19 protein-coding genes and 1 riboswitch are annotated in these 19,655 nt (G+C 63.4%); of the genes, 12 read left to right on the forward strand and 7 right to left on the reverse strand.

Features of this window, described 5'->3' with window-relative positions:
- Nucleotides 1-54 precede the first annotated feature (54 nt).
- The 4 genes from IEX04_RS05400 (at nucleotide 55) to IEX04_RS05420 (ending at nucleotide 5,545) form a co-directional block, all read left to right on the forward strand.
- Nucleotides 55-1,356 carry an O-acetylhomoserine aminocarboxypropyltransferase/cysteine synthase family protein gene (locus tag IEX04_RS05400; RefSeq protein WP_188684325.1) on the forward strand — a complete coding sequence of 434 codons (1,302 nt, stop codon included), beginning with the start codon at nucleotides 55-57 and terminating at the stop codon, nucleotides 1,354-1,356.
- Nucleotides 1,356-2,564 (forward strand): cystathionine gamma-synthase, encoded by a 1,209-nt coding sequence (locus tag IEX04_RS05405; RefSeq protein ID WP_188684866.1) that lies wholly within the window; start codon nucleotides 1,356-1,358, stop codon nucleotides 2,562-2,564. The genes IEX04_RS05400 and IEX04_RS05405 overlap by 1 nt, the downstream gene beginning before the upstream one ends.
- A 59-nt stretch (nucleotides 2,565-2,623) precedes the next feature.
- On the forward strand, nucleotides 2,624-4,357 hold the full coding sequence (locus IEX04_RS05410; RefSeq protein WP_188684327.1) for an HNH endonuclease signature motif containing protein: 1,734 nt from the start codon (nucleotides 2,624-2,626) through the stop codon (nucleotides 4,355-4,357).
- Between the two features lie 183 nt (nucleotides 4,358-4,540).
- The gene (locus IEX04_RS05420) at nucleotides 4,541-5,545 is read left to right on the forward strand and encodes a bile acid:sodium symporter family protein (protein ID WP_096256535.1); all 1,005 of its coding nucleotides are present in this window, start codon (nucleotides 4,541-4,543) and stop codon (nucleotides 5,543-5,545) included.
- A gap of 80 nt (nucleotides 5,546-5,625) precedes the next feature.
- Here the strand turns inward: IEX04_RS05420 and IEX04_RS05425 are convergent, their stop codons facing one another.
- From IEX04_RS05425 to IEX04_RS05440, 4 genes are all read right to left on the reverse strand, one after another.
- Entirely contained in the window at nucleotides 5,626-6,684 is a 1,059-nt protein-coding gene (locus IEX04_RS05425; protein ID WP_096256536.1) for a Gfo/Idh/MocA family protein, read from the reverse strand.
- 45 nt (nucleotides 6,685-6,729) lie between these two features.
- Complete coding sequence (locus IEX04_RS05430) at nucleotides 6,730-7,251, reverse strand: gamma carbonic anhydrase family protein (RefSeq protein WP_096256537.1); 522 nt, start codon at nucleotides 7,249-7,251, stop codon at nucleotides 6,730-6,732.
- Nucleotides 7,252-7,329: 78 nt separating this feature from the next.
- A complete protein-coding gene (gene purU, locus IEX04_RS05435; protein ID WP_096256538.1) occupies nucleotides 7,330-8,175 on the reverse strand; it encodes a formyltetrahydrofolate deformylase in 846 nt (281 codons plus the stop codon).
- Nucleotides 8,176-8,225: 50 nt separating this feature from the next.
- Nucleotides 8,226-9,344, reverse strand: a complete 1,119-nt coding sequence (locus tag IEX04_RS05440) for a flavin-containing monooxygenase (protein ID WP_308422399.1) — start codon at nucleotides 9,342-9,344, stop codon at nucleotides 8,226-8,228.
- Nucleotides 9,345-9,530: 186 nt separating this feature from the next.
- A riboswitch (ZMP/ZTP riboswitch) is annotated at nucleotides 9,531-9,617 on the forward strand.
- 54 nt (nucleotides 9,618-9,671) lie between these two features.
- Between IEX04_RS05440 and IEX04_RS05445 the strand changes: the two genes are divergently transcribed.
- Complete coding sequence (locus IEX04_RS05445; protein ID WP_188684329.1) at nucleotides 9,672-10,556, forward strand: bifunctional methylenetetrahydrofolate dehydrogenase/methenyltetrahydrofolate cyclohydrolase; 885 nt, start codon at nucleotides 9,672-9,674, stop codon at nucleotides 10,554-10,556.
- Between the two features lie 206 nt (nucleotides 10,557-10,762).
- Here IEX04_RS05445 and IEX04_RS05450 read toward each other — a convergent pair whose 3' ends face one another.
- Complete coding sequence (locus IEX04_RS05450; protein ID WP_096256540.1) at nucleotides 10,763-12,163, reverse strand: MFS transporter; 1,401 nt, start codon at nucleotides 12,161-12,163, stop codon at nucleotides 10,763-10,765.
- 135 nt (nucleotides 12,164-12,298) lie between these two features.
- On the opposite strand from IEX04_RS05450, the gene IEX04_RS05455 reads away from it, so the two are divergent.
- Complete coding sequence (locus tag IEX04_RS05455; protein ID WP_096256541.1) at nucleotides 12,299-13,231, forward strand: LysR family transcriptional regulator; 933 nt, start codon at nucleotides 12,299-12,301, stop codon at nucleotides 13,229-13,231.
- A 146-nt stretch (nucleotides 13,232-13,377) separates the two neighbouring features.
- Nucleotides 13,378-13,734: a VOC family protein gene (locus IEX04_RS05460; protein WP_188684331.1), complete on the forward strand. Its 357-nt coding sequence runs from the start codon at nucleotides 13,378-13,380 to the stop codon at nucleotides 13,732-13,734.
- Between the two features lie 21 nt (nucleotides 13,735-13,755).
- On the opposite strand, the gene IEX04_RS05465 is transcribed toward IEX04_RS05460, so the two are convergent.
- Together IEX04_RS05465 and IEX04_RS05470 are read right to left on the reverse strand one after the other, a co-directional pair.
- A complete protein-coding gene (locus tag IEX04_RS05465) occupies nucleotides 13,756-14,400 on the reverse strand; it encodes a response regulator (RefSeq protein WP_188684332.1) in 645 nt (214 codons plus the stop codon).
- The gene (locus IEX04_RS05470) at nucleotides 14,397-15,650 is read right to left on the reverse strand and encodes a sensor histidine kinase (RefSeq protein WP_188684334.1); all 1,254 of its coding nucleotides are present in this window, start codon (nucleotides 15,648-15,650) and stop codon (nucleotides 14,397-14,399) included. The genes IEX04_RS05465 and IEX04_RS05470 overlap by 4 nt, the downstream gene beginning before the upstream one ends.
- A 57-nt stretch (nucleotides 15,651-15,707) precedes the next feature.
- Between IEX04_RS05470 and IEX04_RS05475 the strand changes: the two genes are divergently transcribed.
- The 5 genes from IEX04_RS05475 to IEX04_RS05495 all read left to right on the forward strand — a co-directional run bounded on the left by IEX04_RS05475 (nucleotide 15,708) and on the right by IEX04_RS05495 (nucleotide 19,654).
- On the forward strand, nucleotides 15,708-16,583 hold the full coding sequence (locus IEX04_RS05475) for a GAP family protein (RefSeq protein ID WP_229677022.1): 876 nt from the start codon (nucleotides 15,708-15,710) through the stop codon (nucleotides 16,581-16,583).
- Between the two features lie 76 nt (nucleotides 16,584-16,659).
- Nucleotides 16,660-17,163 carry a hypothetical protein gene (locus tag IEX04_RS05480; RefSeq protein WP_096256546.1) on the forward strand — a complete coding sequence of 168 codons (504 nt, stop codon included), beginning with the start codon at nucleotides 16,660-16,662 and terminating at the stop codon, nucleotides 17,161-17,163.
- Nucleotides 17,164-17,231: 68 nt separating this feature from the next.
- Nucleotides 17,232-18,077, forward strand: a complete 846-nt coding sequence (locus tag IEX04_RS05485) for an exodeoxyribonuclease III (protein ID WP_170947869.1) — start codon at nucleotides 17,232-17,234, stop codon at nucleotides 18,075-18,077.
- A gap of 15 nt (nucleotides 18,078-18,092) precedes the next feature.
- Complete coding sequence (gene trpS, locus IEX04_RS05490; RefSeq protein WP_188684338.1) at nucleotides 18,093-19,115, forward strand: tryptophan--tRNA ligase; 1,023 nt, start codon at nucleotides 18,093-18,095, stop codon at nucleotides 19,113-19,115.
- A 2-nt stretch (nucleotides 19,116-19,117) separates the two neighbouring features.
- Entirely contained in the window at nucleotides 19,118-19,654 is a 537-nt protein-coding gene (locus IEX04_RS05495) for a 2'-5' RNA ligase family protein (RefSeq protein WP_188684339.1), read from the forward strand.
- Nucleotide 19,655: the final 1 nt, after the last annotated feature.

Raw genomic sequence — 19,655 nt, forward strand, 5'->3', positions numbered from 1 at the left:
GCCGCCGCACGATGCCAATCGGTGCACTCCCTCGCAGATAATCGAGGAGGAGCCATGAGCCAGGAAACCGACGCGGTGCACGCAGGGTACCGCCCGAGCGGAGACTTCCGCCCGATGCTGCCGCCACTGCACAATTCCGCGGCCTACCAATTCGCAACGCATGCCGAAGCGGTGGAGAAGTTCGCGCTGCGCCAGGCCGGCTTCACCTACTCGCGCACCGGCAACCCCACCGTTTCGATTCTCGAACAGCGCGTGGCCGCTTTGGAAGGCGGGGCCCACGCGGTGGCCACCGCCACCGGGCAGGCAGCCGTGGCCCTGTCCCTGCTGGCCCTGACCCAGGGACCCAAGCACATCGTGGCCTCTTCCTCGCTCTATGGCGGCACCGTGGACCTGTTCACCGACACCTTCGCGGACTTCGGCATCCGCATCAGCTTTGTCGACCAGGCCGATCCGTCCGCTTGGGCCGCTGCCATTGAGTCGGACACCCGGGCGTTCTTCCTGGAGTCGGTCTCCAACCCGCTGTGCACCGTGGCCGATCTGCCCGCCATCGCGGCGATCGCCCACGAGCACAACATCCCGGTGGTGGTCGACAACACCCTGGCTACACCGCTGAATATTAGGCCGCTGGATCATGGCGCCGACATCGTGGTGCACTCGGCCACCAAGGGCCTGGCCGGACACGGCTCGGTGCTCGGTGGGGTCGTGGTGGACTCGGGGAAATTCGACTTCTCCGATGCCGCCCGCTGGCCACAGATCGCCGCCCCGCGGGTGCGTCTGAACAACACCTCGCTGCTTGAGCGCCACGGACCGGCCGCCTACGCAATGCTGGTGCGTTCCAAGTTCCTGCACGATCTGGGCCCGACCCTGGCCCCGGCCAGCGCCCAGAGCATCCTGGCCGGAATCGAAACCCTGCCGGTGCGCGCCGCCCACGTGCAGCGCAGCGTGACCAGGCTGATCGACGCGCTTGCCGAGTATCCGGGCATTGCCGCCATCCACCACCCTGCGCTGCCCGAGCACCCCAGCCACGAGCTGGCCCGGGCGCTGGCGCCGAAGGGCACCGGCTGCGTGCTGGCCATCGAGCTGGCCCACCCATCCCTGGTTTCCCCGGTGATCGACGGGCTCAAGCTGATTTCCCTGGCCGCGAATGTGGGGGACACCCGCACCATGGTCTCCCACCCGGCCACCATGACGCACTGCCGGCTCTCCGCACAACAGCTGGCCGACGCCGGCCTGAACACCTCCACCCTGCGCCTGTCGGTCGGTCTGGAAGACCCCGCCGACCTGCTCGCAGATATCACCCAGGCACTGGATCTGGCATTGGACCAGGCCCTGGCCCCACAAACCCAAGGAGCATGATGACTGGCTTCAACACCCTCGCCGTGCACGCCGGCCAGCACAAGGATCCGCACACCGGGGCGGTCGTGCCCCCGATCTACCAGACCAGCACCTTCATCCAGGACGGCATCAACGTGCTGCGTTCCGGGCATGAATACTCCCGCGGCTCGAACCCCACCCGCAACGGGTTCGAATCCCAGCTCACCGCGCTGGAAGGCGGCACCGCCGGCTTCTCCTTCGCCTCGGGGATCGCCGCCGAAGACGCGCTGCTGCGCGCGGTGCTGGAACCGGGCGACCACATCATCCTCGGCGCCGACGGCTACGGCGGCACCAACCGGCTGATCTCCAAGCTGCACGGCAAATGGGGGATCACCTCTTCCGCGGTGGACATCACCAGCCTGGATTCGGTGCGCGCCGCGGTGCGCCCGAACACCGCGCTGCTCTGGGTGGAGACCCCGTCCAACCCGCTGCTGGGCATCGCCGACCTGGCCGGCTGGGCCGCCATCGCCGCCGAGCACGGCGCCCTGCTGGTGGTGGATAACACCTTCGCCACCCCGTACCTGCAGCGGCCTCTGGATTTCGGCGCCCACGCGGTGGTCCATTCCACCACCAAGTACATCGGCGGGCACTCCGACGTGCTCGGTGGCGCGGTCATCGTGGCCGACCACCTGCACCGCGGGCAGAGCCTGGCCGAAGCCGTGGGCTACCAGCAGTTCGCCGGGGGAGCGGTCTCCGGTCCGCAGGATTCCTACCTGGCCGCCCGCGGGCTGAAGACCCTGGGCCTGCGCATGGAACGCCACGGGGCTACCGCCTCCACCCTGGCCCGCTGGCTCGATGACCAGCCCGAGGTCACCCGCGTCTACTACCCGGGACTGGAACGCCACCCGGGCCATGAACTGGCCAAATCCCAGTCCGCGGCCGGCCGCGGCTTTGGCGGGATCCTCTCGTTGCAGCTCTCCGATGAAGCAGCAGCCCGCGCCTTCGCCCAATCCATGGAGTACTTCCAGCTCTCGGTCTCTCTGGGCGGCGTCGAATCCCTGGTCTGCTACCCGCGCGAAATGACCCACGCCTCACTGATCGGCACCGAGCTGGAAATCCCGGCCAACCTGGTCCGCCTTTCGGTGGGCATCGAGGAACCGGAGGACCTCATCAACGATCTCACCGCCGGGCTGGCCGCCGCACGCTCCGCTGTCATGAACGTCCCACGCCCCGCCATGGCTTCCGCCTAGTTATCCACATTCGTCAGCAGCACAACCCCAACATTGCGCGAAGGCACCATGCTGTGTTCATGACAGCATCCATGAACGCAGCCTTGAGGCAGCTGGCGGAGGCAGCCAGCTTGGTCGCCTCCGCCACGGCAGCGCTCGCCCAGCCAGATCTTCCCGCTGGGCACGCCGCCTACTTTGCGATGCTCACCGAACACCTCGGGCAACAGCTCACCCGCGCACAGATTCACGCCGCCGAAGCGGCACGCCGCACCGGTGCACACAAACTCGACCAAGAGTCTCTCCAAACGATCAGCGACGCGGGCCCGAAACCCACCGCGCAGGATGTGGACGCCACCGTGGGGCGCACCACCAGCGGACGCACACACTTTAGGCACACCGCGGACCTCTTGCATGGCTGGTTGGGTATCCCGTTGTCTACCGCACGGGATCGCTTGGTGCAGGCCGATTGCCTGATCGCCGGGGTCAACGATGCCGGCCAACTCACCGCACCATGGCTGCCTGAACTCGCCAAGCAGTTTACCGACGCGAACACGGACCCGCGGCTGGTCGTGGCCGCCTCAAAGAAGATCCATGCCGTGCGTAATGACTTAGGCCAGGACCACGTGCGCGAAGCGGCGAAGACAAAATTACAGGCCGACGCGGTTCACTTCATCAAAAACGAGCCGGAGACCGCGCGGAAGCATCTGTCGGATCTGGTGGCGGAGGTCAAGTCTGGAACCCGTGAAATGGAGGCGCTGCTTGCGGAAATCGGTTTTTTCAAAGTCGGCACCCGCAACGGACTAGTGGAATATCTACTTCGCGTACTGCCCGCGCAGGCCGCGGTCATCGAGGCGTTCCGGCAGCAGCTAAACAACCCGAAGACGATCGCGGGGAATCGCGACGCGCTCCGGGAGCTGGATTCTGAGCTAACCGGAGAACCAGCCAGTCAATGGGACGATGTCAGTTCCATGCCCGACTGGGCGCGAGCCGACGCCACACAGTCGGAGGAAGCCGGCGACGGGGAACTTCTTTCATCCACCGCCGAGGAACCTGACGAGCAGCCCGCAGGGCAGGTCAACAACGAACCGACCGCAGAACCGGCGGCCCGCACACCGCGCCTTGAGCAAATGGACGCACCATGGGAAAATCTGAGCCCCGAGCGGAGACATCTGATCGGGTTCATGGCGCTGCTGCTGATCGATCGCACAGGTTCAGGGGGTTCGCCAGGTAAACAACCCGGGTTGGCCACCCCGCAGGTGAGCATCATCATTGACTACGAGAAGATGGTCGAACGCGGCAAGGACTTCGAGGTGACTTCCTCTGGCCTGGCCTTATCGGTGGGCGAGACGCGCGCGGCGTTGTGCAATGCGGGAGTGTATCCGTTGGTGCTCAATGGCAAGAGCCTTCCGTTGGATTTGGGGCGGACTCAACGGTTATATTCCAAGGCGCAGGGTCGTGCGATCCGTGCCGCCTACCGGGGTTGTTCATATCCGGGGTGCAGTATGCCTGCCGAACGGTGCGAGCTGGATCATTTAGATGCATGGGAGAAGGGCGGAAATACCGATCTCTGCTCCTCGGACCTGGGCTGTCCTGTGCACCATATTGAACGGCACTGTGGCTTGTTCCACGCGGTAAAAATTCCAGGATGCCGTCCGATGGTGTTGCTGTCTCAGGAGCTGGATCCGGAGCAGCGTTTGCGGGTGAACACGTTTTTCCTGACACCCGATGAAGCCTTGGAGGCAAATGCATTGGCCGATTCCATGACCAGGTTGTGGCGTGCAGGGAAGCTCGATGTAGAAATAGTCGACCCCTAAGCAACGAATCGCCTCGAACCGCCAAAGCTGCGCGGCCCTTGCCACCCGGCGCTCCCGGCCTCCAGACAATGCCCGGTGGCCGCGTCCGGAAAATCATGCGGCGTAATCATGTTGAGCGTGCGAATCTTGATCGTTTTGTCGTCATAATTGGCGCGAGGGTGATCGTTTTGCCAAGATGAGTTCATGTCTTCTGATCTTCCTGTTCACTCCGCACCCGAGTCGGCCGGCGAGGAACGCAACGCCAAGGTTGCCGTCACCCTCTTCCCGCTGCTGGTTCTCGCCGGCGGAGCCATCGCACTACTCACCCCCGAAACCTTCACCGGCTTCTCCAAGCTGATCAATCCGTTGCTGATGGTCATCATGTTCGGCATGGGACTCACGCTGACCTGGCCGGACTTCGCCCTGGTAGTGCGCAAGCCGCTGCCGGTGGTCCTGGGCGTCATCGCCCAGTACGTCATCATGCCGCTGCTGGGCCTGGGCATCGCGATGTTGCTGCAATTGCCACCAGCACTGGCCGCCGGCGTGATCCTGGTCGGCTGCGCCCCGGGCGGCACGGCATCAAACGTCGTCACCTACCTCGCCAAGGGCGACGTCGCACTGTCGGTAACGATGACCTCGATCTCCACCCTGCTCGCCCCGATCTTCACCCCGCTGCTCACCTTGTGGCTGGCCGGACAGTACCTGCCGGTGGACGCCGGCACCATGGCACTGTCCATCGTGCAGATCGTCCTGATCCCGGTAGTGCTCGGACTGGTGCTGCGTGCGATCATTCCGCGTCTGGTCAACGCGGTGCTGCCGGCCCTTCCATGGGTTTCGGTCATCGCGATCACGTTTGTGGTGGTCATCGTGGTCGCCGGCAGCTCGGCGGCGATTTTCAGTGCCGGCCTGCTGATCCTGCTGGCGGTCATCCTGCACAACGCCGGCGGCATCGCGCTGGGCTACGGCACCGCAAAACTCTTCAAGCAGCCGATCGCCAGCCGCCGCACCATGGCCGTCGAGGTGGGGATGCAGAATTCTGGTCTGGCCTCCGGTCTGGCCAAGCAGTTCTTCACCCCCGAGGCTGCCCTTCCCGGCGCCGTGTTCTCCGTCTGGCACAACCTGTCCGGCGCGCTGATCGCAGCGTACTGGCGTCGCAGCAGCGCAAAGAATGCTCAACGTGCGGCCGCGGAGGCGCAAACGGTGAAGTAACCAAGCCCCTGCGCACCATGCACGCAGCGCCGGCCCCAGAAATTCTGGGGCCGGCGCTGCGCGGTTTAAAACGTGGTGGTTTAGTGGGTGAGCAGATCGTTCGGGTAGCGGACCCCCACCGATGCGCGGATCGTATCGAAGAGTTCCATGGTTTTCACCGAGTGCTCCCACGGCATGGTGGGGGACGCGGTGAGTCCCTGCTGAATGCAGCGGGTCGCCTCACGGAACTCGTACCCGTAGTTCTCGCCTACCGCCTCGAACTCTTCCACGCGTGCCGGCCCGTCGGTGGGGTGAACGATCAGTTGACTGGCGTTATGCAGCGGCGTGTTGGTCGCCAGCCATCCGGCCGAACCGACCACCCGCGCCTGCTGGGGTGCATTGCCGGTCAGCGTCACCATGAGTTGCGCGTGCCCACCGGCTGCGTACCCCAGGTTGATCGCGGTTTGAGTATCCACCCCGTCTGCGTTGAGCTGCGCTACCGCCTGCACCGAATCCGGGAATCCTAGCGCACCGACGGCCCAAGTCAACGGGTACACCGCTAAATCCAATAGCGCCCCTCCGCCGGCCTTCGGGTCAAAGAGACGCCAGGCCGGATCGTATTGAGCAAGGAATCCGAGGTCCGCTTGTACCCAGCTGATCTCGCCCAGTTCCCCGGATTCGATAATCGCCAGTGCCCGGGCGAAAGCGGGGGTGAACCGCGCCCAGAGTGCCTCCATGAGGAACAGCGAGCGTTCGCCGGCGAAGTTAACAAGGGTGCGCGCCTCGGCGGCGTTGATGGTCAGCGACTTCTCGCAGACCACATGCTTGCCGGCGGCCAACGCGGCCATCGCGATCTCGAAGTGCTGCCCATGCGGGGTCGCAATGTAAACGGCGTCCAGCTGGGCATCGGCCAAAAGCTCCTGGTAGGAACCGTAGGCGCGTTCGATGCCGTGCTCGTCGGCGAAGGCGCGTGCCTTAACCACGTCGCGGGAGGATACCGCGCACACGTTTGCATCCTCCAGGGCTTGCAGGTCGCCCAGGACCTTGGCGACGATCCGCCCGGTGGCCACCACGCCCCAATTCAGCGTTCGTCCGGTCGCGGCCTGCGATGGTGCTGCGCCCGGCTGGGCGACGGGCGGGGTAAGGATATGGGACTTCACGGGAGGATACGATCCTTTGGCTAGCGGGGAAGAGGCCGGGATGGGCTAGGAGGCGTTCGCGGCCAAATGCTTGGCGGCGAGCACCAGGTAGTGCTCGGCGTTGACGTTGAGGCTGCGAACTTCCTCATCGCTCAGTTCGCGGCGGACCTTCGCCGGCACACCGGCCACCAGCGAGCGTGGCGGCACCTGGGTGCCTTCGAGCACCAGCGCCCCGGCCGCTACCAGCGACTTTTCGCCGATGACCGCACCGTTCATGATGGTGGCGCTCATTCCGACCAGGCAGCCATCGCCCACGGTAGCCCCGTGAACCACCGCGCTGTGCCCGACGGAGACCCCGGTGCCGATGGTGCAGGGAAATCCCTTGTCCGCGTGCAGCACCACGTTGTCTTGAAGGTTTGTGCCCGAGCCCACCCGGATCGGCGCCGAATCACCGCGCACCGAGACGCCGTAGAAGGCGCTGGCGCGGTCGCCAAATGTTACGTCGGCGCTGAGCGTCGCGGTAGGGGCAAGGAAAACTTCGGCGCCCACGGTAGGGGTGGCGCCGTCAATGGTAATTATGTGAGCCATGGCACCCATCCTATCGCCAGTGTGCACTGCAGCGAATTGATCCGGCCCGGTGTGCAATACCGCGTGCCACCGTAAAGCCTAGGAAAAGACGATGGTGCGCTGCCCGTCAAGCATCACCCGGTGCTCGGCATGCCACTGCACCGCTCGGGTCAGCGTGCGCCCCTCGACGCTGCGCCCCAAGTTCACCAGCTGCGCCGGTGTGCGTGCGTGGGTGACGGAGGTGACCTCCTGATCGATGATCGGGCCCTCGTCGAGATCCGCGGTCACATAGTGCGCGGTCGCGCCGATCAGCTTCACCCCGCGGGCATGAGCCTGGTGGTACGGCTTCGCCCCTTTGAAGGAGGGCAGGAAGGAGTGGTGGATGTTGATCACTCGCCCACTCATCCGCTCGCACAACGCGTCGGAGAGGATCTGCATGTAGCGTGCGAGCACCACCAGTTCGATGTTGTACTCATCGGCCAGGGCCAGCAGCTCCGCCTCGGCCTGCGACTTATTCGCCGCGGTCACCGGCAGGTGCACAAAGTCCACCCCGTAGAAGTCGGCCATCGGCTTCAGATCCAGGTGGTTGGAGACGATCACCGGCACCTCGATGGCCAGATTCCCGGCACGCTGGGCGAAGAGCAGATCGTTGAGCGCATGCCCGGCCTTGGAGCACATGATCATGGTGCGGGTGCGTTTGGCGGCGTCGTCCACCCGCAGCGACATCACAAATTGTTCACGGATGGGCGCTAGCGCGGCACGCACCTGCATGAGTGACTGTTCGGTGGCCACCTCGATGCGCATGAAAAAGGTGCGCGAATCGGGGGATTCATACTGCTGGGATTCGGTGATATTGCAACCAGCGCCCAGCAATCCGCCGGAAATTGCATGCACGATGCCCGGTTGGTCGAGGCAGGATAGGGTCACGATGTACTGGTTGCTCATGGTTCGAGGTTAACCTCCGCAAGGCCCCAGCACCGAATCCTTAACTTTCCTTACGCGCTCGCCGTCTCGCGCCGGTCCGTGGATTCCGGGCCCGATGAGTGCGCGGTGGCGGCTACGGTGCGTAACCGGCGCACCGCCGCGAGGGCTGCCTTGCGCCCCGCGCGGGTGGCGCCAATGGTGGAGGCCGAGGCCCCGTAGCCGACAAAATACAATCCCGGCACGTCGGCGGCGCTGACCGAGTCTTCCAGCACCCGGATTCCGCCGTCTTTGGTGTGTAGTTTCAGCCCGCGCAGGTGCCGGTGGGCGTGCCGGAAGCCGGTGGCCCAGAGGATCGCGTCGATTTTTTCCTGCGTGCCGTCGGCAAAACGCACCGACTGGGCACCGAGGCAGCTGATTTGCCCGCGCGAAACCAACGCTCCGGAGTTGATGCCGGTCTTCATCGAATCGGACAGGATCAGCCCGGTGGTGCCGACCACCGATTTGGGTGGCAGCCCGGCGCGGGTGCGTTCGTTAACTTCGCGTTCCACCGCCACACCCCATTCGGGGTCATTGCCCACCTCGCGCCAATCTGGGGCGCGCCGGGTGGACCACAGCGTGTCGATTCCGGCGGCTCGAAGTTGCACGATGAACTGGGTGGCGCTCGCGCCGCCGCCGACCACCAGCACACGTTGGCCGGCAAATTGTTCCGGCGCGGCATAGGTTGCGGTGTGTACCTGGGGGCCGGCGAAATTTTGTATCCCGGGGTAGACGGGCCAGAACGGGTTGGTCCAGGTGCCGGTCGCATTGATGATGGTGAGCGCGTCAAGGGTTTCCCCGGTGGTGAGCTCCACGGTGAAGACCGAACCGTCGTGGCTCAGCGATCGCACCGCCGCGCCGTGCCGTACGGCCAGACCCATCTGCTTTTCAAAGTCCGCATAGTAGGCGGACACCACTTCGGAGGCAGGACGAGTGGGGTCTTGATGCTCGAAGGGGAAATCTGGCAGCGGGTGGATATGGTGTGCCGCGCCGAGCGTGAGGCTGTCCCAACGGTGCTGCCAGGCGCCGCCGGGGTGCGCGTTCGCGTCGAGCACCAAAAAATCTTTTCCGGACACCAGATCGCGCCGTTGCAACTGGTAGGCGGCTGAAAGACCTGCTTGACCTGCGCCGATCACGATGCTCTGGTAGATCACGCGGTCTTCTCTCTTCGCGGGGTACTCGCTGTCCTGTTATCTGGTGCAACACGCTCAGCGCGCCGGGCATTCCGCGGGTGAGCGGAAACACCACGGGTTTGGCTCACCCGCGCGGCACCGGGCAGATCACATTTTTCCTCCGTCATCCACCTGCGCGCGGCCGGTGAAGTTCGTTAGACTTAAGCGCGTAAGTATCGTGACTGGCGTTGGGTGGAATACCACCGGGGAGCGATCAACCATTGTGAATACGGACCGCGCGCCTGGGTCTTGTACCGATCAGCATCGTGAGTCCCGCAGTCACCGCGGGACGCCACCGGAAGGAACAGCATGAGCGCACGTATTCTCGATGGCAAGGCCACCGCGGCAACCATCAAGGCCGAGTTGACCCAGCGCGTGGCCAAGCTCAAGGAGCAGGGCCACACCACCGGATTGGGCACCATTCTGGTGGGCGAGGACCCGGGATCGAAGTGGTACGTCGGCGGCAAGCACAAGGACTGCGCGCAGGTCGGCATCGAGTCGATCCGCGTGGATCTGCCCGAAGATACCACCCAGGATGAGCTGCTCGCCCAGGTGCGCCAGCTCAACGAAAACCCTGACTGCACCGGCTACATCGTGCAGCTGCCGCTGCCCAAGCACATCGACCAGGACGTCATCCTGGAGGCGATGGACCCGGCCAAGGACGCGGACGGGCTGCACCCGATGAATCTGGGCCGCCTGGTCGCGAACGTGAACCGCCCGATGACCTCACCGCTTCCCTGCACCCCGCTGGGCTGCGTGGAGCTGCTCGAACGCCACGGCATCGAACTGGCCGGCAAGCACGTTTTGGTGGTCGGCCGCGGCGTGACCATCGGCCGTCCGGTCGGGTTGTTGCTCACCCGCCGCGAGATCAACGCGACGGTCACCTTGGCGCACACCGGAACCACCAACCTGCCCGAGCTGCTGGCCCGGGCCGACGTGATCATCGCCGCCGCCGGGGTGCCGCACATCATCAAGCCGCAGGACGTCAAGGCCGGGGCGATCGTGCTCGACGTGGGAGTCTCCCGCGTGGATGGCAAGGTCACCGGCGACGTGGATCCGGCGGTTGCCGAGGTCGCCAGCTGGATTTCGCCGAACCCGGGCGGCGTGGGTCCGATGACCCGCGCGATGCTGCTGAACAACGTGGTTGAAGCCGCCGAACGCAACGCCGCCAACGCCGTCAAAACCTCCAACTAGGTTCAACGCACAGCACAACCAAGCGGCCCGTGGGGCCATCTGCGCCGCGGCGCAGATGGCCCCACGGGCCGCTCGCTTAACCTCAAGTGCACCGGCTAGCTGACGCGGATCCAAGAGGAATGCGCAGATCCCTATTCGTGCTCCGGGCACAGCGAAGCCCCGGCAAGAACCGAAAGTTCTTGCCGGGGCGTTGTTAGCGGTGCTGCCTAGTGATTGGCCAGCTTCTTCGCTGGTTCCGCGGTGCGCTTGTCAAAGATCAGCGCACCAACTTCCTGCTCTGCCTGGTTGCGGAAGGACAGATCGATGCCCTGGCGATCGCGGATCAGGCTGACCGCGGTCAGCGAGATGACCACGACGATCAGCAGGTACACGGCCACCGCATTGGTGCCGCCGGTGGCCTGCACCAGCGCCTGAGCGATGGTTGGGGCGAAGGCACCGCCGACGATTGCGCCGATCGCGTAGGAGATCGACACCCCGGAGAAGCGCACCGAGGCGGGGAACATCTCGGAGTAGAGCGCGGACTGTGCGCCGTAGGTCAGGCCTAATCCGATGCCGAAGATTCCGAAGGCCAGATAGAGCAGACCCAGTGAACCGGAGTTGACCAGCGCAAAGACTGGGAAGAGCGAGAGCCCGAGGATCACGAACCCTAACTGGTAGGTACGCACGCGGCCCAGTAGGTCCGCCAGCACGCCGGCGACCATCGTGAAGATTAACCAGATCGTTGCGCCGAAGACCACCGCGAGCAGCACGTCGGTACGCTCCAGCCCGATCGGGCCGTCGGGGTCGGTGGTGTAGGACTGGAAGAACCCACCGGTAGTCATGTAGCCGGCAGCGTTGTTGCCAGCGAAGACTAGCGCGGCCACCAGAACCAGACGCCAGTGCTTGCGGAACAGTTCCACGACCGGGACCTTGGTCTGTGCCTTCTGCTCGGCGATTTCCTCAAAGACCGGGGACTCATCAACGGCACGGCGCACAAAGTAGCCAATAGCGATCAGTACGATCGAGGCCAGGAACGGTACGCGCCAGCCCCACTGCACAAATTCTTCGCCCGGGGAGATGACGCCGGTCATCAGCGCCATGGTGCCCGAGGCGAGCAGCATGCCCAGCGGCACACCGATCTGCGGGTAGGAGCCGGCACGTCCGCGATGCGTATCCGGCGCGTGTTCCACGGCCATCAGTACCGCGCCGCCCCATTCGCCGCCCGCGGAGATGCCCTGCACGATGCGCAGCAGCAACAACAGGATTGGCGCCCAGATGCCGGCGGTCTCATAGGTTGGCAGCACGCCGATGAGCATCGTGGCCGCTCCCATCAGGCTCAGTGTCAGGACCAGCATGGCGCGGCGGCCGATCTTGTCGCCATAGTGCCCGGCGAGGAACGCGCCCAGCGGGCGGAAGAGGAAGGACAAGCCCACCGAAGCGAAGGAGATCAGTAGCGCGATGTCCTTGCCTGCCGGTTCAAAGAACAGGTGGCTGAAGACCAGGCCGGCGGCGGTCGCGTAGATGAAGAAGTCGTACCATTCAACGGTGGTGCCGATGATGGTGGCGAAGGCGACGCGCCGTTGATTGGACTTGGCGCTCCGTCCTGCTGATGCTGCGGTGGTACCCATGATGCTCCTCGCTGAGCCGTAGCGGACCCCATGGCCGTTACTGCGTGAGTTGTAAGTCACTACCAAGTGTTGCACCGCACAAACCTAAGGTAAACTTCAAAGATCTGCAGAACAAGTGAAGGTGAGCTTAAGAGTATGTCGAAGTTCTCCCTACGGCATCTGGAAATCATGGCCGAGCTGCCCGAGCACACGACCCTGGGCTCGGCGGCCAGCGAACTGAGAATTTCGGAATCGGCCCTGTCTCAGTCCATTACCGCAATCGAAAAAATCGCTCGGGAACCGCTGTGCCTGCGCCGCAAGGCCCATGGCATCACAATGACCGCCTCGGGGGAGTACTTCGCGTTGATGGCACGCAAAATTATTGCCCAGGTCGACGAACTGCAGGCCACCTTCCCGCACCAGGATGGCCAGCTGCGCGGCCCGGTCCGCTTTGGCTGCTTTGCCTCGCTGTCCCCGCATGTGATTCCCGCACTGCTTGAGGGCTTCCCGCCGCTGCACCCGGATCTGGATGTCAGCGTCCGCGTAGGCACCCACGACGAGCTGATTCCGGCGCTGAACTCCGGGGAGCTGGACGTGGCCTTCGTTTACGACCTGCTGCTGCCCGCGCAGCTGGGCAAGCAGGTGATCTACGAAACCGAAATGCAGGTAGTGCTGCACCCCGGCCATCGGCTGGCGCAGCTGCAGCGGCCCTTGGAGCTGAGCGACCTGGTGGACGAACCGCTGATCATGTATGACTCCACGCCCAGCACCGGTTATGTGATGCAGCTTTTTGCCGCGCAGGGGCTGGTTCCGAAGATCACCGCCTCGGTGCCGCAGATGATCCTGGTCAACGCGATGGTCGGCCGGGGGCTGGGCTACGGCCTGCTGATGTCGCGTCCGAACAATGCCGAACTTTCCCTGGAAGGACGCAAACTCGCCTTCCGCCCGCTGCGTGCGCCCAATTACCCCAGCGCCGTGGTGGCCATCTGGCCGGGCACGGCGCAGCTTCCGGCCCGCGTGCTGGCGCTGATCGACTACGCCATCATCGCGATGAACGATTCGTGGCGTGAGAGCTCACCGGGTAATTAGACCTAGCTGGCCAGCCGATACCCCGGCTCACCTCGTCGGGCGCAGCACGATGAGATTTCGGGGCTATCGCCCAGACACCGTGCTGGGCATAATGGGAGGTGAACCGAAGCACGCCGTAGGAGCTACATACCGAAGGGGCTAAGGACATGATTGGCACATGGCAGGCGATGGTCATCGACTGTGAAGATCCCAGCGCGTTGGCAACATTTTACGAGCAACTGCTCGGCATGATTCGACTGGACGATCAGCCCGACTGGGTGAGTATTGGCGATGCGCCAGATCGTCCGGGGCTCGCGTTTGCGGCCGTCACTCCGTATGTCGCCCCAGCATGGCCGGGGCATATTTCCCCGGCGCAAGCCCACGTGGACGTGAAGGTTAAAGACCTGGATCTGGCCGAGGAGCAGGTGCTCGCACTCGGGGCGACGGTGACGGGGGAGGGCTCGGAAACCTTTCGTGTGTACCTTGACCCGCAGCAGCATCCCTTCTGCCTGGTCAGTTGGTAGCCAACTGCCAGAGGTATGCGCCTAACCCCAGTGCGTGAAGGCGATCTTCGCCGCCTGCAACCGTGAGGCGACACCTAATTTGGCCATCACCCGGGACACATGCGTTTTGACGGTGGTCTCCCCAATACCTAAATCTTGGGCGATCTGCGGATTGCTCAGCCCCTGGCCCAGACCTTGAAGCACCTGAATTTCGCGACCGGTGAGCGTCTCAGGTAGTGCGCTGGCCGGCGGTGTCGCTTCGCTCAGCGCGCTCATCGCCTGCGCGACAACCCGGGCCGTCACCGCCGGATCGAGTACCGAATTCCCACTGGCAGCGGTTTTGACGCCGGCGAGAATCTGCGTCGGCGTGGAGCTTTTGAGCAGGAAACCGTGCGCCCCGGCCTGCAGCGCACCGAAGAGGTAGTCGTCATCGTCGAAGGTGGTCAATACCAGCACGCGAGACAGCTGCGCGTCGGTGATTTGCCCGGTGGCAGCCACCCCGTCGAGAACCGGCATGCGCAGATCCATCAGCACCACATCCGGTCGCAGCGCGCGGGTCATGCTCACCGCCTGGCGCCCATCGGCGGCCTCGCCGACCACCTCTAATTCCGGGTCCGCCTCGAGAATCATGCGGATCCCCATGCGCACCGTCGAGTGGTCATCCACTATCAAAACCTTCAAACTCATAGTTGTCCGTCGTCTTCCTGCAAAGTGGCTGTGGTCGGTGCCGTGGTGGCCGTGAGCGGGAATTCGCAACGCACCCAAAAGTCGGTGTCGCCGTCACAATCGAAGTGCCCGTCGAGCATCTCGGCGCGCGCCCGAATGTTCTTCAGCCCGCTACCGGCCCCGGTCACCGACGTTGTGTGTTGCGGCCTTGTGGGCAGCGGATTGTGCGCGCGGACCACCAGGACCTCTGCCTGGCGGAAAAGTTCGAGCGTCAGCGGCGTGCCCGGCGCATGTTTTGCGTGGTTAACGAGCAGCTCACGCACCGTACGGTAGATCGCCGTCTGGGTTTGCTCGGGCACCTGCGACAGACCAAAACCCGGCGTGATGGTGAAGTTAATATGTTGGCCGGCCGCTTGGAAAGATTGGACCAGTTCGGGTAGTCCACTCAGATCGGCGCGCAGCATGGAGCTTTGGCCGGCATGCAGCATGCGCACCATCGCGGTCATTTCTTCCAATCCGGCCACCGATTCGCTGCGAATACTTTCCAGCGGGGCCCGCAAGCTTCCCTGCGCGATCACCGGTTCACGTTCCAGCAACGCCCCGCTGAGCAGTGCGATCGAGGATAACCGGGCGGAGAGCACATCATGCATCTCCCGGGCGAGGGCCGTGCGTTCCTCGATGCTCTGCGCACGATGTTCGGCGACCAGCAGCTCTTCGCGGTTCGCGGCGGCGGCACTGACCGCGGTGGCGCGCGCCGATTCGCTGCTGGCCAGCTCCTTGGCGGTGCGCACATTCTGCGCCCACAACATCGGGGTAAAGAGGATGAAACCGGCAACAAACACCACCAGTACCGCCTCGCTGGACGAACCGGTACGCGACCACACATATCCGGCGGCAAGCAGGGTGAGCAGGCATAGGATGATCAGCGTCCAACGCCGCACCGGCTCTGCGGCAAGCAGGTAGATGGTGAACACCGCTTCGAAGAGCAAAAAGTAGCCGCCGATGCTGCCCTGCCCCAACAGCAGTAGGGCGAACGCCGTCATCCACAGTGCGCTGAGCGTCGGTGCCTTGCGCCGGGTGAACATCGCCGCGACACCAAGCAGCAGCACCGGGAACCACCAGCCGGCCAGCGGCTGGAACATCGGCCAGGGTGGGTTGACCAGTTGGGAAAGATGAAGCACGAGCGTGAGCACCACGTACATACCGGCAGTTTCGGGTTCCTGATCACCGCGGCTCAAACGCCGAAGCAACGTGGCTAGATTTTTTCTCACCAATTAATTATGCGCAGAAACTTAGTCCCGGCGCGTCCTCCTTTAGTAGGAGAACCGGTGGCCCGTTGCCCGATGTTCCCTCACGTCAGCGGGCGTCACACTGGAACTATGGACCTCATGACACAGGCTCCGGGCCTGACACTTTTCATTTTGGCGCTGATCGATGCGACCTCCATCGGTACGCTGATCATCCCGATCTGGTTGCTGCTACGCAGCGAGTATCGGCGCGCGATCCCCCGAGTGATCGCCTATTTGGCGATTTTGGCGTTTTTCTATGCGGTCGTTGGATTGTTGCTTCGCTCCGGCTGGGATCTTGGTGCGGCCCTGATTCCCGAAGGGTTCTTCCAGCAACCGGCGCTGAGGCTGCTGGGCTTGGTGCTCGGGGCTGGCATGATTATTTGGGCGCTGACCTACAAAACCGATGCGCAGAAGGAAGCGGCCCTAGCAAAAACCGGTGCAAAAACTGGTGCCGCCGCAGATGCCGGGGTGCCGCGAACCCAGGCCGACCCCACAACAACGGTTCAACCCGATGTGCCGAAGAACCTTCGCGGGCTGTTGGCCGGTGCGTTGGACACTAAATTCGGGGTGCTGGTGTTGGCGTTGGTGGCGGGGTTGCTTGAACTTCCCACGATGCTTCCCTACCTTGGGGCAATGACGGTGCTGAAAAACTCCGGCTGGGCGGAGCCGACGCAGCTCATCGCGCTGGGACTGTACTGCCTGGTGATGATCCTGCCGGCGCTGCTGTTGGTGGGGGTTCGTGCGCTGGCCGGGGAACGGCTTGATGGCTGGCTGCAACGGGTCGGGGTCAAGCTTGGTCGTTATGCGCAGGAAACGCTGGGTTGGGTGGTGGGGATCGCCGGTTATCTGCTGATCCGCAGCGCGCTGAGCGGGACGGATCTGCAGTCCTTGTTTGAACGGGCGTTTAACTCTTAGCGAGCGGGGGCACGCTGTGGGCGAACCGGGCTCATCTAATTGGTCACCGGTGAGACAAGGTGAGATAATTGTCAGTATGGAACCTCTAGGCAGCACCGCGAAGCAGGGCAAAAAAGTTACCCTGAACGCATCAACTTTGGCCATGGCCGTGATGGTTGTCGTCCTTTTGGTGGCGGTAGTCTTCGCCGCTAACTCCAATCAGGTCGTCGGCTGGTTCATCGTCGCGATCTCTGCCGGTTGGCTGCTGCTGGCAGCATTTATGATGTTCGGCCTCAAGCGCGGCGCGGATAAGATCAACAATTCGTTGCGTGAAGCGACCGCGGCGGCCACTGGCCGCGCACAGGGCGCCTCCACCGTCGTCGTCGACGAGGGCACCAGCCAGCGCGATATGAAGCTGGACCACTCCTTCAAGATCATTCAGGTGCAGACCCGGGTGATCGACGAGCAGCGCGCAAAGAACGATGCCGGCTCCGCCGAGATGATCGACCGCGCCTTGGAAACTATTCAGATGACCGCGACAAACGCCCGCGACATGATGAAGCCTTCCGGGGACGCTATCGACGGCGAAATCGTGAACTAAATAAATTTGTTACCGCGCAGCGCAACGTTCAGGCAGAACGTTGCGCTGTCTTTTTGTAAGGTGGAATTGTGATACCTACCAGCGTGGAAATTTTGAGCAAGAATGCCGGCGCCGTGCGTGTGGCTTCGGTCAACGTCAACGGCATACGTGCGGCCTACAAGCGTAATATGCCCGACTGGATCGACGCGCGTGACGCGGACATCCTCTGCCTGCAGGAGGTGCGCGCACCGGATGCGATCCTGCGCGAGCTGATCGGTGAGGGTTGGTTCATTTTGCACGCCGAAGCCAAGGACAAGGGCCGTGCCGGGGTGGCCGTGCTCTCGCGTGCCGAACCAACCGCCGTGCGTGAACATATTGGCGAGGAGTACTTCGCGCAATCAGGTCGCTGGGTGGAAGCCGATTTCACCATGTCCGACGGATCCACCCTGTGCGTGGTCTCCGCCTACGTACACTCCGGTGAGCTGAACACGCAAAAGCAAGAAGATAAGTACCGTTTCCTAGAGCGCATGAACGTGCGCCTGGTGGAGCTGAAAAACGAGAAGGACCATGTGCTGGTGGTGGGCGATTTGAACGTCGTGCACACACATAAGGACATTAAGAACTGGAAGCCGAACCACAATAAGCGCGCCGGTGTGATGGATGAGGAGATCGCCTACTTCGACGGGTTCTTCGGTCCGCAGATCGGCTACACGGATGTGGCCCGGCAGCTTGCCGGTCCCGAAGCTCAGGGCCCATACACCTGGTGGTCCTTCCGCGGGCAGGCCTTCGATAACGATGCCGGTTGGCGTATCGACTACCAGATGGCCACCGCGGATCTTGCCGCGAAGGCGATCAAGTCTCACGTAGACCGCGCCTCGGCCTACGATCTGCGCTTCTCCGACCACGCACCGTTGGTTGTCGACTACCAGTTCTAGAAGGAACCACAATTCATGGAAACACTTCGTCCCCGCGTCCTGTCCGGCATGCAGCCTTCTGGTGACTCGCTACACCTAGGTAACTATCTGGGCGCCTTGGTCAACTGGGTCAAAACTCAGGATGACCACGACGCGTTCTTCTTCATTCCAGATATGCACGCGATCACCGTCTCGCAGGACCCCGCCGAGTTGCGTGCACGTACTCGTAAAACCGCGGCGCAGTTTATCGCCGGGGGCATCGATCTGGACAAGTCCACGCTCTTCGTCCAGTCCCAGGTACCCGAACATGCGCAGCTGGCCTGGGTGCTCAACTGCATCACCGGTTTTGGTGAAGCCAGCCGAATGACCCAGTTTAAGGACAAGTCCTCCAAGGGTGGCGCCGATGCTGCCAGCGTTGGCTTGTTCACCTACCCGGTGCTGATGGCAGCGGACATCTTGCTCTACCAGCCGCAGGGTGTGCCGGTCGGTGATGACCAGCGTCAGCATGTGGAGTTGGCCCGCGATCTGGCGAAGCGTTTTAACCACCGCTTTGGTGAGACCTTTGTGGTGCCCGAGGCGTTCATTCCCAAGGAGGGCGCACGCATTTACGACCTGCAGAGCCCGACCTCGAAGATGTCCAAGTCCTCCGAGTCGCCTGCTGGCCTGATTAATGTGCTCGACGAGCCGAAGCTGATCGCCAAGCGCATCAAGTCCGCGGTCACCGATGCGGGCAGCGTCGTGGCCTACGACAAGGAAGAAAAGCCTGGGGTGTCCAACTTGCTGAACATCCTCGCGGCGATGACCGGCAGGCACGTCCCGGAACTGGTCACCGAATTTGAAGGCAAGATGTACGGACACCTGAAGGTTGCGGTGGCCGAAGCGGTGGTCGACCGCCTGACCCCGATCCGCACGCGCACCCTGGAACTGCTCGATGATCCGGCGGAGCTTGACCGGTTGCTGCTGGCCGGCGCGACGAAGGCCCGCGAAGTCGCCTCGGCCACCGTGGCCGATGTCTACCAGAAGGTCGGCTTCCTGCCGCCATTGGGAAGCCACAGCTAATCGTGAGCGATCAGGCCACGGAAATTAGCGACCCCCAGTTCACCTTGGGGGTCGTCATTCCCGTGCCCGAACCGCAGCGCAGCGTCTTGCGTGAATGGCGCAGGAAATTTGGGGGAGCGGACACCGAGTCGATCGACCCTCATATCACGCTGATCTCCGGGGGCTACCTTAAATCGTGGGCGCAAGCCGCGGCACGGGTGCGTGAAGTGGCGCAGGAAAATTCGCGCTTTACCGTTCGGCTTGCCGCGGCGCGTTCTTTCCAGCCCGCCAGTGACGTAGTGTATCTGCCGTTGGCTGCGGGTGCAGAGCGTTGTTGGGCGTTGCATGAGGCACTACTTGCCGGGCCGCTGCGTCACGAGTCGAAGTTCGACTATCATCCGCACCTGACGATCGCACAGAATGTGGCGGAGGCCGATTTGGCTGCCGCGTACACCGCGTTGCAGGAGGTGGATCTGCGCTTCGAGGTGCACAGCGTGCAGCTGTTCGATACTCGGAATGGGGCGTGGAACTTCTGCGAACAAATCGCGTTGGGCCGCTGAA

Origin of the sequence: Glutamicibacter ardleyensis, from assembly GCF_014644555.1 — a bacterium.
Classification (GTDB): Bacteria; Actinomycetota; Actinomycetes; order Actinomycetales; family Micrococcaceae; genus Glutamicibacter; species Glutamicibacter bergerei.